Genomic DNA, 13,196 nt, shown 5'->3' with positions numbered 1-13,196 from the left:
ATCAATCCAGTTATTAGAAATTTTAATTCATTGATGGCATAGGCGCTTTATAACCATTCACTGCAGTAGTGACATTGACCCAATCAAAACGCGGATCCAACCAGGAAATATTTTTGTAAATGAGAACTGCACCATCTACAAAAGCATAATTGGTTCTATGAATGGCATTGCGACCACCGCGACCTCCACGGCGACGATAATACTGGCGCCCATCGTTGAAATCATCGGGCTGGCCATTTTCGTGTGATGATTGAAATTTACCACCTTGTTTTTCGGATATGTAATCCATTGCTAGAACTTGGAACTGCTTGGGCGTTGTCGTGTCTACAATGTTCGTAAAAGAGTTCTGTGTCAGCTTTGAAAATGATCGTGATTCATAAGCTGGATCACTATCCTGGCCCCATAACAAATGGTACTGAGCCTCTGTATATGTTGGATCTAAATCTTCCACAAACTCAAAATCAATGGGTTCCGGTGCAAGAGGGCAAGAATAAAGCTCTCTAGTCACATAAGTTTCGAAAATATTGAACTCATACTTATCTCCGTTGCCACTTTTGCCAATATGAGTTGGCTTACGGTCCTGACCACGCTTCCAAAACTTGTTATCGTTATCCATTGTATAAGCAATCGCACCCTTAGTGATCTGCGAGAGATTATTCACACAAGATGTATTACGGGCAGTTTTACGAGCTCGAGCTAAAGCGGGAAGTAGTAAGCTTAGCAATATAGCAATGATGGCAAGCGCCACCATGATTTCAATTAAACTTAAAGGCTTTTTTTTCATTTTTTCTCCTGAAATTATTTACACACTTATGCGCAGTAAAAATCGAGAAAAAGACACTTGTATATATAAAATATCATTTTTTTTAAAATATTAATAAAAAGACACTTACACACAAATATACACCAATTCTAAAATGTTTTAGAATTAGCTAAAAACAAGATTAAAACTTACTAAAAAGCAATAGGTCATTACATAATAAGTTAGACTTATAAAGTGATTTAATTTTCAAACTTTCTAAGTCATGTTTAATAAAATTAGTTTGCGGGCATAGGCGCTTTATAACCATTAGCTGATGACGTTACATTGACCCAATCAAAACGCGGGTCCTGCCAGTAAAGGTTTTTGTATGTTAGGACTGCACCATCTACAAATCCAAAATTAGTTCGCCATAGTGGATCTCGACCGCCACGCCCTCCTCGACGACGCCAATATTGTCCACCATCATTAAAATCATTTGGCTGACCGTTTTCATGAGATGCTTGATAAAAGCCTCCTTGCTTCTCTGAAATATAGTCCATGGCTAAAACTCTAAACTCTTTAGATGTAGTGCCGTCCACTATGTGAGTAAAAGACCCTTCATTAACATTTGAGAATGATCGTGATTCATAAGCTGGATCGCTGTCCTGCCCCCATAGTAGCTGGTACTGAGCCTCAGTTTTTAAGGGATCTAAATCTTCAACAAATTCAAAATCCATGGGTTCCGGTGCTAAAGGACAAGAATAAAGCTCTCTATTAACATATGTATTAAAAAGATTGAACTCATGTTGACCACCATTACCATCTCGACCGATATGTGTTGGCTTGATATTTTTACCTCGCTCCCAAAAATCGCCATCATTATCGTCTGTAGAAATGAGCGCTCCACGTACTATTTGAGATATATTATTAACGCAAACAGCATTTCTCGCTATGCGCCGAGCATTTTTTAGCATAGGAAGAAGTAAACTTGCGAGAATCGCAATTATAGCAATCACCACAAGTAACTCAATCAAACTGAAACGAGGTCTTTTCATTAGCTTCTCCTGTACTGTTTATAAACCTATGCGATAGAAAAAGGCATAAAAAGACAGTTCACTAAAAATTTTCATAAAATTTTTAGTGAATGACAAAATTCTTGAAGCTCATACTTAGTTCGACACTAATCCTTGACTCATATTTTCATCAATTAGAGACAAACTAGTAGGTCGATCTATTCCCTGATCTTTATTTCTTCTCAACTTCCAAATAACATTTTTATCTCTGTCAATTTCAAAAATCGGATAAGCGCTGTTGTAGGCTGCCACAATGACATTGCCGTTATCTTTAATTTCAAAACCTCCCACAAACTTCAAGCCCAAAGCAGGTACATCATCACTGCTCAATGACCAAACTATTTTATCATTTTGATCAATTTCAATTAAGCTTCCACTGTTGGCTGTACTCATTAGAATATGACCATTTGACAGTAGTTTAACAGCATGAATTTTTCGGACCTTACCGGGAGTTAGTAGTTTATATAAATCAATTATTCGAGTCACCATGCCTTTTTTATTTAGTATATAAACTTTATTTTGGGCAGCCCCAGAAATGATATAACCACCATCATCTAACTTCCGCGCAGTCTTCATTTGAAGTCTTTTCTGACTCCTTAAATAAGGAATCTTAATCAATTTACGTATCTTGCCTTCTGAACTTAATTCCAAAAGAGTTTTGTTTGCCGCCACAAGTAATCCCCCGTCATCCAGAGGCTGACAGGAATGAATTTCCAATGGGCGCATCTTAGGCTCAAAAAAGATTTTTCTCGTATTGCTACTGTCGTATTTCCAAATACCCAAAGATCCACATACAATCGTGTAGTCTTCAGTCTGCCATACTTCCTGACACCTACCATAAGATGACCAACTTCTCTGTACACGCCCTTCAGAGACAAGCTTACATTTATCTTTTACATATTCAGTTACGAGAAGGTCAGGAATTAAATCTTTATCAACTTTCGATCCATTACTATCTATAAATTCCAACTCGGTGGCGATCACGAAATTTGTCAAAAATACAATTATGATCATAAAATATTTCATCAGTACTCACTTAATTAAGTTTCAAAAATGCCTCCCCCGGCTTATGTACTGATTCGTAACATTAAACTAATATAAGACAGCTAAAATTTATTATTATGTTATTTTTATGGATTAGTATGAAAAAAATTAAGATATGAATTACAAGGTCATCCTCAACTACAGATCAAAACCAAAATAGTTTTCAGCATTATTGTAGCTGATATCCTTTACCATAGAACCTAATAACTCGGTATCATTAGGCAGAAGTCCTCCCTTCACATCATTGCCAAGTATATTGCAAAGAATACGACGGAAGTAGTCGTGACGCGTATAGCTTAGGAAAGAGCGCGAATCCGTAAGCATGCCTACAAAGCGGGAGAGTAAACCCAACTGTGAAAGAGCCTCAATCTGACGAGTCATGCCATCCATTTGATCCAAAAACCACCAGCCTGAACCCAATTGCATTTTACCTGCGACACTACCATCCTGAAAATTCCCGATCATGGTAGCAAGAACTTCATTGTCTCGTGGATTCAAATTGTAGAGTATGGTTTTAGCCAAGTTGTTACCTGAATCCAAGCGGTCTAATAACTTAGCCAGCGGTCTTGCAAGCTCAAAGTCCCCAATAGAATCAAAACCGGTGTCCGGCCCCAAACTTTTAAAGAGTCTGGAATTATTATTGCGAATAGCGCCTAAATGATACTGTTGAGTCCAGTTCTTATTCGCATCCATAACTCCAAAGTGATAGAGCATTGCCGATTTAAATTTTAATACTTTGAGCTCCGATAGTTCTTTACCGCTGCGAATTTCATCGAAGATCATTTTGATTTCCTGATCGCTGTAATCCAGCGCATATGCCGTTTCAATTCCATGATCAGAAAGACGGCACCCCACTTCGTGAAAGAAGTCATGCTGCTTATTGAGGGCCCGCATGTAGGAGTCAAAATTGTCTATATGAATATCTGCGCGTTGAGAAAGTGCGTCGAGCCACTGATTAAACTCACTGGAACTTTCAACCGTCATGCCCTTATCCGGTCTCCAGGTTGGAAGAACCTGTATATCAAAGTTCTCGTCATTTTTAATGGCTATATGATGCTCCAAAGAATCTATTGGATCATCGGTCGTACAAACTAATTTTACCTTACTGGATTCCATCAGGCCACGCGCTGAAAAGCTTTGTTCAGACATACGCTCCGAACTCATATCCCATACTTGTTGCTCGGTTTGAGCAGAAAGAAGATCATCACAGTTGAAGTACTTCTTTAGTTCGAGGTGAGTCCAGTGATAAAGGGGGTTGCGCAAGGTGGCTGGAACGGTAGCTGCCCAGGCACTGAATTTTTCGCGATCTGAGGCCTTTCCTGTACAAAGTCTCTCAGAGACGCCATTACTGCGCATCGCTCGCCATTTGTAGTGATCACCATAGAGCCACACCTGAGTGATATTATTCCAGCGTTTATCCTCGGCAATTTCCTGAGGCGATAAATGACAGTGATAATCAATTATCGGCTGATTGGCCGCATAATTGTGATAGAGTTCCTGAGCCGTCTCAGTTTCTAAGCAAAAATTTTCGTGTATGAAGGGGTTCATTTCTTTTCCTTGTAAAAGATTTCTCAATTTTTAATCGATTAAATTCAAAATTTTAGGTAGCCAGAGCGTGATAGACTCGATGTAAGTAACGCAAAGCAAAGCTGCGATCATCGCTATAAAAAAGGGAATCATAATGGGCGACACTTTGGCGATTGAAGTTTTACCAACTCCGCAACCAATAAACAAACAGGTTCCAACGGGAGGCGTACATAAGCCTATACATAAATTAACAATGAGCATGATACCAAACTGAACCTCATGCATACCCAAAGCCGTGACGACAGGTAAAAAGATCGGCGTAAAAATCAACACTGCAGGAGTCATGTCCATGAAAGTCCCCACAATGAGCAGTAGTAAATTAATAGTCAGCAAAATGACAATGGGATTATCGGAAAGAGCTATGAGCGCCGTACTTACCGTCTGAGGAATATTTGCCATAGTCATGATCCAGCTCATGCCCGTACTGGCGCCAATAAGCAGCATGACAATGGCGGTGGTCACACCCGTTTCCAGCATGATTTGCGGCATCTGACTCAGCTTAATTTCACGATAAATAATCACCGAAAGTACTAAGGCGTAGACAACCGCAAATGCCGCTGCCTCAGTTGCAGTAAAAATACCTTTGAGAATACCGCCAATGACAATAACAATTAAAAACAAACTCAAAAAGGCCTGTTTAAAGGCAATCAAAATTTCTTTTATGGAAGAACGTGGCTCGGCTTTATATTTCTTTTTCAAAGCAAAATAGCCGCACACCAACATGATAAATAACCCTGTTAGTACTCCTGGGAGAATGCCCGCCATAAACATAGCCGCAATCGATACTGAACCCGCCGCAACAGAATAGACAATCATGATATTACTGGGAGGAATCATCAGCCCTGTAGTTGCTGCAGTTGTGGTTACCGCCACATTAAATTCACGGTTGTAGCCCTTGCGATTCATCTCGGGAATCATGAAGCCACCGACAGATGATACGGCAGCTGAGGCTGAGCCGGAAATAGAGCCAAAGAGCATACAGGTTAAGGTGTTCACATATGCCAGACCTCCAGGCAAAAAGCCCACCAAGGTTCCGGCAAAATCAATCAGGCGCCGTGCCATTCCCCCCTTGCCCATGAGATGGCCGGAAAAGACAAAGAAGGGGATGGCGAGTAAGGCAAAAGAATTGACGCCACTAACCATTTTACCTGCCAATACCACAGACGGGTCAGAGCCCTCCACCAGGATAGCGGCAAAACTTGCCAGAGCAATTGAAACGGCTATTGGGACATTCATGATCAGAAGCAAGGCAAAGACCGTTACCAAAATGAAGGCTGTCATTTCCATTAGTTAATCTCCTCCCCTTCAGGCTCATGCAGTTGATCCGCCGGAGTAACAATGGCTTCGTACAAATTCTCCAGAGTAAACAAAAGCATAAAGAAACCCGATATAGGCAATGCCAAGTAAACATAGCCCATCTTCCAGCCTAAAGCCGGAGTCATCTGCTCCAGCTTTAAGGATTCAGCAACGATATAGGTTCCACCATAGAGAAAAATAGAAATCGAAAAGAGCAGTACGACAAAATGAGAGAAAATCGTCATTAATTTGCGGGCATCGCAATGAAGTTTACCAACAAAATAATCAACACCCAAATGCCCCTTTGTTCCAAAAGCCAAAGCGCCACCGAGCAAAGAAACCCAAACCAAAAGGAAACGCGCCAACTCCTCAGTCCACTTGGCCTGCTCACCCATGACATAGCGGGTAAACACCCCCCAAACCACATCTATCACTAAGGAACCTACCGAGAGTATGAGCATCACTTCCAATATCTTTACCAAAAATGATTTACTTTTTAGAATGAAGCTCACCATTTAGTTCACCTCATTAATTCTTTGCAGTAGGCTCTGAACCTTTGAATTCTCAACCTGCTGGAGCATGGGTGCCACTTTATCGGCAAAGGCCTGGACATCGACATCATAAACTTTAACGCCCTGCTTCTTAGCTTCCTCAAGAGCCTCCAAAGTCTTTTTGGTCCATAGATCTTTTTGAAACTCACGAGACTCATCGGCGGCCTGCTGAACCCATTTCTGAACGTGTTTGGGGAGCTTTTCCCAGACTTTGGTACTCATTAAAAGAATATCCGGTACGCGCGTATGGCCATCCAGTGAAAAATGCTTACAAATTTCATAGTGTTTATTAGTGGTAAAACTGGGCAAATTATTCTCTGCGCCATCAACTGTTCCCTGTGCCAGTGCAGAATACAATTCACCCCAGGCAATAGGAGTGGGAGAACCACCCATTGCTTTAACCATCGCAATGGCAGTGGCATTATTTTGAACTCGAATCTTTACCCCTCTTAAATCTTCTGGACTTTGAATGGGCTTATCCTTCGTGTAAAAATTGCGACTACCTCCATCGTAATAACAAAGCCCGCGCAAATACTTACTTTCGCCCTTTTGCAAAAGCTCCTGCCCCACTTCACCATTTAATACATTCCAGTAATGGTCACGACTCTTAAAAACATAGGGCAAACTAAAGACCTGCATCTCGGGAATGAAGTTTTCAATGGCAGCTGCCGCTGTTTTCGTCATGGCTAATGAACCGTTTTGTAACTGCTCCAGGCATTGGGTTTCATTCCCCAAAACACTACTCGGGTAAATATCCACATGAACGGAACCGCCAGACAATTCAGCTAATCGTTCTTTCATATGCTCCATAGCCCTATGAACGGGATGATTTACATCCATACTATGCCCAAGCTTAAGGGTGATTTTTTGATTGCCACCGCTGAGTGCATTATCCATTGCCTGCTGCTTTTGCATGCGCAAAAACATGGCAAAGCCACTGCTGGCCAATAGAGCTCCAATGAGCAAGCCAGCAACAAAATAAGATTGATTTTTTTTCATTTAATATTCCTGAAGCCCCGCAAGCTTATGATGCTCAACGAGGACCTTTTAATGAGTTGAACTGATGATTTAATTTTTGGAAAAACTGACTTTTTGAGCATCGCCAAGGATTTTACTTTGAGCTTGCTGTGACTCTAAATCAGTAACTAAATTTAAACCTTGATTGGCTTTATTCTGCAGTTCTAACCACTTGACATCACTGGGCCAGTTCAATTGTAATTTAACCGAGTTGGACCCATTCAATTTAACCCAGGGGATAGATGATTTAGCGGAATCAATTTTATTATTATTGACTAAAAGACTTTGGACTTCTTCCAGAAACATCACATGCGCTGTACTTGCTTCGTCACGACTCAGTTGAACATTGTTTAACTGAACATTTTTCGCGTAACGAATACTTGCACCCCAGGAATTAAGCGTACCAAACAAGCTGCTGGATGGATAGCCCTTAGTATCTATTTTTACCACATATTCTGAAAGTGGTTTGTCACTAGATTTTTTTGCTTTTCTTTTCTTAGTTTTTTTGCTTGCTTCGGATTTCTTGAAACTAAAATCTAAGTTTTCCAGATTAATGCCTTCGATGATATGTCCTTCGATTCCAGATAGAATGATGGGTCTCTCAGCTCCGCTGGCTTTGATATTTCGAATTGTCACGCCTTTAACTGAACCCACGACTCTTTCCTGATTATCCCCCTTTATTTCACGTAGGCGCTCACCTAAGTACACAATTATTGGGCACTTGGCATCGACTACCTCTACATCTTCAATTAGAATATTTTCTATGTTTGCGCCATCCACGCTGAACAAAGCTATGGCGTCACGCCCACCAGTAATTTTCAAATCCCTCGCTGTTACATTGATAAAACCGGCATGTGATTCAGTTCCAAATTTAAAGGCCGATTTCACTGACTTGAGTCGGCAGTTGGTCACGAGAATATTTTTGTTTGCTCGTCGGGAACAGGTCTTTAAAGTTATGGCATCATCATGTGAAGTAATATCACAATTGTCGATAACTACATCATGGCAACCATCGACGTTGAGGCCATCGTCATTTTTCATGTAGTTCTTAACTGTAATACCAGTAACATTAACTTTATCACAGCGATAAAAATGCTGTGTCCACATTGAGGCATTTTGTAAGGTAATGTCTTTTACTTTAACATTTTCACAGCCATCAAAACGAATGAGAGAAACTCGTGCCGATTCAGAAGAACGGGCTCTGAATTTACTCGATTGACCATCGATAATACCTTCTCCAATGACCGAAACATTTTTTTGATTTTGAGCGTAAACCATCGCTCTGCGCTCAGTGTAATAAGAGGGAAAGTCCACCGGCACATAGGGGTAATCCTCCCTATTGCCGGTATTTTGCAGAATTGCACTCTTGGCAATTTCCAAAGTCACATTGCTCTTTAATGTAATTGCTCCCGATACAACTACACCTTTGTCTATAAGGACAGTTCCCCCACCCTCCGATGCACAACGATCAATCATTTCCTGAAGAATCGCTGCATTATTGCTTACACCATCAGCTTTAACCCCATTTTCTGAGGCAATTAAATGTGCCCCTTGGGCTGCTACGCTCATGGCAAGCCATAAAAAAACTATGTTTATTTTACTTATTATTCTCATTATCAAAACCTTTGAATATCAACATAAAAAGTCATTTAAAAACCATGAGCTAAAGCGATATCTATAGATTCACTCTCATGATTATTTTGTATTTATGACTAGTACGAAAGCTTTTTACTTACTGAGACAGTAAGACCATAATTTCATGCTTATTTATCAATCATTCAGTACAAAAAACTTAAGTCATTATCGTGACTGTTTAAATATCCAAGTCAAGAAATCGGATTCAGGATCACAACGATCAGAAGCTAATTCTGTAATTGCAGCCTTATCACCTGGAATTATTTTCCATGACACGCTATGACCAGCTCCATTCTAGGTAGTGAGTTTCATATTACCCTTCAATTTTTTCATTCGATTGAGTGATTTTTTAGACATCTCCTAAGGAACAACTTTATCACCATGTAAAACCCAAAGAGGCAAATCTTTTATGAGTTCGGGCTTAACAAATTCACGCCCCTTGCGTCCACTGCCTGCACAGGGGCAGCTGCCGCAAAGTACTCTGGCGTGTACTGAGTCCACAAAAAGGTGCCATGCCCCCCCATGGAATGTCCCATTATATAAATTCTTTGCATGTCTACAACGGGGAGATTCTTGATGATTCCCTTAACTTTTTCAAAGCGTTCAATTTCCCAATGGGAGTTGGATTGAGGCGCAAGCACATAAGCTGGAAACTTTTTACGTATGTCATCATTGGCTAATTGCTGAGGCCAGGCCTTAAGTTGTTTGCTATTATCGTTGCCTCTTTGTCCTGCACCATGCAGTGATATAATAACGGGGTACTTTTTCCCAGCCTGAAAATCAACTGGTCTCATCAAACGATAAGGCATGGACTCAAAACTCAATTTCTCATAGCGCTTTTCCACTACTGGATTAATCTTGTCTTTCTTTGCCTTCTTCTGAGCTTGTAAGCTAAAAGTAAAAAGAAGACAAAGGTAAAACTGATGAACTTCGTTGAAGTCATATATATTGTTATTGTGTAGGGCTAATGGTGAAAGAAAATTTAGTTGGCTCATTCTTCAATCGGTACTCCTGTAGTGGAGGATTAGATCCACAGCTATCGTTACCCACGCCACACTGAGTGTAATCGATATTGAAGTAATTCACATTAGCTTTTTTAAGTTCATAGGTGTGCTTGGCTTTCTCGATATTTTCATCCGAATAATTACGTACACTCGTCTCAAGCGGAATAGAACCATTAACCTTTATACCAAAACCACCTTTATCCGTCATACTTACCCAGCGGATTTCAGTACGGTTGCCATACTCCTGAGGATAAGGGTAATTGATATACATTTCGTCAACACTTTTCCTAAAAGTGCCAATAAAAGAACTACGTGAACGATCGCTATAATTGTGATAAGGACCTTTCCCATACCAAGTCATATTATCAATAGACTTGGGCAGCACACATTGTGTTCCAATTTTTGGGAGAGATGGCATATTCATAAACTTTTTATTACCCTCGGGTTTGATATCATAATCAAAAGAAATTCTCCCATCTTTAGCAATCATCATAACACTTGTTGTGATGAACTTTCCGTTATTACTGCCGGAAATTTCATGCTTGGTCGTGATTTTAGAGCCTTTCACTTCAAGGGAAATTAACTTATGTTTCAACTTATCAAGACCGGCACGTAACTTCCATATACCTTCATACTTATTGGCATTCAACTTTTCGCGACTCCCTGCATCATTACAGGTTGGTGGGCGCCAGAAATTTAATTTAGGTCCTTTTTCAAGAACTGTTTTCCCTTTGAACTTATACTCTTCTAATAGACCTGTTTTATGGTCGAGTGAAACACTAAATGAATCACCACTAAAAATTGTTTTATTACCATTCTTTACGGCTTTGACGCCATTTGAATGAGTTGCCTTTTTAGCAGGAAAGTTAAATCCTGTTATGCGTAATTGCTCCTTAGCAACAGGGTAACCTGACTTAGCCCAAATAAGATCTGATTTATTATTGAGGTAGATATTGAAAAGCCATTCATTTTCATCTGAACACTTGGATAGATCTACGGGATTGGGAATAACAGCCGAAGTCATTGGAGCTACATCCGGAACGTTGAATTCTCCGCTTTTCACGACAACTCCATCTTTTAACAGTTCCCAAGAACCTGCGAATGTATCGAGTGATACAAAATAGTTTTTGTTGATGAGTTTAATTGATTTTTTGCTGAAATCACTCCATTCAAAATCAGCATTCTGATAACAGTAAGCAAGCTCAGTCCATTCGCCATAATCAGAAAGATCCGAAAGCATGATACCGTCAAAACAACCTGTTAGACCACTATTGATTTCTCCGAAATCTCCGCCATAGCCTATGTATTCCCCCTTTTCATCTTTAATGAGAATCCCCTGATTGACCCAGTCCCAAATATGGAGGCCACTGATGAAAGGGGACTTCTCCATTACTTCCACAGTTTCTTTAAAGTTACCTAGTGAGTTGCCGCCAGCATGCATGCCCTCTGTACGAACATATGGCTTCTTTACGCCCTGCTTACCAAGCTCTACCCATGTTTTGTGGTCGAAGTAACGACCCTTGCCACCTTTGTGTGAACCACCGGCAATAATATCATAAGGAGCTGGCTCCTGCTGATAGTGATAAGCTGTGGGACGAGTGTCATCCATTCTTTTGGATACGCGGTGCATCGCTGCCATGTTTTCGTGCGGGTGAGCTTCGTTACCCATCGACCAGGTAATCACACATGGGTGATTCTTATCACGTTCAATCATACGAGCAATGCGCTCTTCGTGAACCGCTCTCCATGATGGATCTTGAGTACGTTTTTCGGAGCTCTCCATATTGGCCTCATCTTGAACATAAAAACCATAGCGGTTACACAAAATGTAGAACTCAGAGTTATTGGGGAAGTGAGCCGTACGAATGGCATTGATGTTGGCTTTTTTCATGAGTACCAGTTCTTTTTCCAAACGCTCTTTTGTAATGTAATGACCATTTACCGGGTCGTGTTCGACGCGATTTACACCTTTCTGAAGGTATGGCTGACCATTGAGCATCAAGGTACGATCATTGATCTCGAGTTTTCTAAAACCAAATTCAGTTGAAGTGATTTGTCTTGTTTTACCATCTTCTTTTAAAGTAAGAAGTATTGAATAGAGATTAGGTGCCTCAGCTGACCACTTTTTTGGGCTTTTGACAACAGTTTTCAGAGTCACTTTTTTCTCTTCACCCGCTTTAAGTACAGGTATTTTAGCACTTAAATTTTGACCAGCAATATTACAACTAATCTCTCTCTCAGTTGACTCAGTATCACCATAATTTTTCACTTTGACATCTACAGTAAAATCTGCATTCTTATATTCTTTATCTAAGTCAGATTTTGCAAAGAAATCGCGTATCGCAACATTGGGTGTTGCAAACAACCATACATCGCGAAAAATACCGCTCATATTAAAACCATCGGTATCCTCCAACCAACTTCCGTCGCAAAAACGAAAAACTCTCAAAGCAATAGTATTCTCACCGTTCTTAAGAAACTTAGTTAGATTAAACTCTGCGGGACTTTTGGAGTCTTCTGAATAGCCCACATATTTTCCATTGACCCACAACTGAAAGGCTGATTCAACACCATCGAAATGTACAAAAACTTGTTTGCCATTCCACGCTGAATTGAATGTAAATGATCGTTTGTAAGCTCCACAAGGACGACCGTGAGGTGTATCAACAGTCGGAAATTTATCTTTATCGAAATCATTGTAGCCCACTCGTGCATAAAGAGGCTTGCCATAACCTTTCATCTGCCAATTTGAAGGAACCTCAATATCATCCCAAGATGAAACATCAAAATTGTCCTTATAAAAACCTTTAGGGCTCTCTTCCCAAAATTTATTCCATTTGAACTTCCAAGTGCCATTGAGAAGTTTTAAATCGGCATTCTCAAAATCACCCGTTAAAGCATCATTCTCCGATTTATATTGGTGTGCGTAAGCACGCATAGGCTCACGGTTTTCTTGACTAATTTTATGAGTTTCCCAATATTCAGGAGAATCTGCCTGAGCACTACTTAGCGTGCCAATTACAAGAGTTGATATACAGGTCTTCTTTAAAAGGTAACTGAACACGCGATGAGCTTTGTTCCTTGTCTTATTGAATTGCTTAACCATAAAATTTGATGCTCCAATTTGAGATATATTATTTTCTTTATTAGGCCTATACGTGAGAGTTCAACTCAAAAAGACAGTTGCATAAAAATCTTTTGTTCATTAACAAAATGAAAAAGCCTGACTGCTAAAAACTACAGTCAG

General features: G+C 40.2%; 10 protein-coding genes. All 10 read right to left on the bottom strand.

The features are described from left to right. Positions 1-22 precede the first annotated feature (22 nt). Positions 23-784, bottom strand: a complete 762-nt coding sequence (locus tag PQO01_RS06610; protein ID WP_274313243.1) for a type II secretion system protein — start codon at positions 782-784, stop codon at positions 23-25. Positions 785-1,038: 254 nt separating this feature from the next. Then, the gene (locus PQO01_RS06605; protein ID WP_274313242.1) at positions 1,039-1,797 is read right to left on the bottom strand and encodes a type II secretion system protein; all 759 of its coding nucleotides are present in this window, start codon (positions 1,795-1,797) and stop codon (positions 1,039-1,041) included. A 114-nt stretch (positions 1,798-1,911) separates the two neighbouring features. Beyond that, complete coding sequence (locus PQO01_RS06600; RefSeq protein WP_274313241.1) at positions 1,912-2,841, bottom strand: hypothetical protein; 930 nt, start codon at positions 2,839-2,841, stop codon at positions 1,912-1,914. Between the two features lie 156 nt (positions 2,842-2,997). Next, a complete protein-coding gene (gene uxaC, locus PQO01_RS06595; protein WP_274313240.1) occupies positions 2,998-4,407 on the bottom strand; it encodes a glucuronate isomerase in 1,410 nt (469 codons plus the stop codon). Positions 4,408-4,437: 30 nt separating this feature from the next. Beyond that, the gene (locus PQO01_RS06590) at positions 4,438-5,733 is read right to left on the bottom strand and encodes a TRAP transporter large permease (RefSeq protein WP_274313239.1); all 1,296 of its coding nucleotides are present in this window, start codon (positions 5,731-5,733) and stop codon (positions 4,438-4,440) included. After that, positions 5,733-6,257 carry a TRAP transporter small permease gene (locus PQO01_RS06585; RefSeq protein ID WP_274313238.1) on the bottom strand — a complete coding sequence of 175 codons (525 nt, stop codon included), beginning with the start codon at positions 6,255-6,257 and terminating at the stop codon, positions 5,733-5,735. The genes PQO01_RS06590 and PQO01_RS06585 overlap by 1 nt, the downstream gene beginning before the upstream one ends. Then, positions 6,258-7,292, bottom strand: a complete 1,035-nt coding sequence (locus tag PQO01_RS06580; protein WP_274313237.1) for a TRAP transporter substrate-binding protein — start codon at positions 7,290-7,292, stop codon at positions 6,258-6,260. It lies immediately after the preceding gene. Positions 7,293-7,361: 69 nt separating this feature from the next. Continuing rightward, a complete protein-coding gene (locus tag PQO01_RS06575) occupies positions 7,362-8,879 on the bottom strand; it encodes a glycoside hydrolase family 28 protein (RefSeq protein ID WP_274313236.1) in 1,518 nt (505 codons plus the stop codon). 473 nt (positions 8,880-9,352) lie between these two features. Next, entirely contained in the window at positions 9,353-9,940 is a 588-nt protein-coding gene (locus PQO01_RS06570) for a carboxylesterase family protein (protein ID WP_274313235.1), read from the bottom strand. Further along, positions 9,897-13,013 carry a beta-galactosidase small subunit-related protein gene (locus tag PQO01_RS06565; RefSeq protein WP_274313234.1) on the bottom strand — a complete coding sequence of 1,039 codons (3,117 nt, stop codon included), beginning with the start codon at positions 13,011-13,013 and terminating at the stop codon, positions 9,897-9,899. Before PQO01_RS06565 ends, PQO01_RS06570 begins: the two co-directional genes overlap by 44 nt. Between the last annotated feature and the right edge of the window lie 183 nt (positions 13,014-13,196).

The organism is Lentisphaera marina (assembly GCF_028745505.1).
In the GTDB taxonomy this organism is placed as follows: domain Bacteria; phylum Verrucomicrobiota; class Lentisphaeria; order Lentisphaerales; family Lentisphaeraceae; genus Lentisphaera; species Lentisphaera marina.
This window is presented reverse-complemented; position numbering and strand designations above follow the sequence as displayed.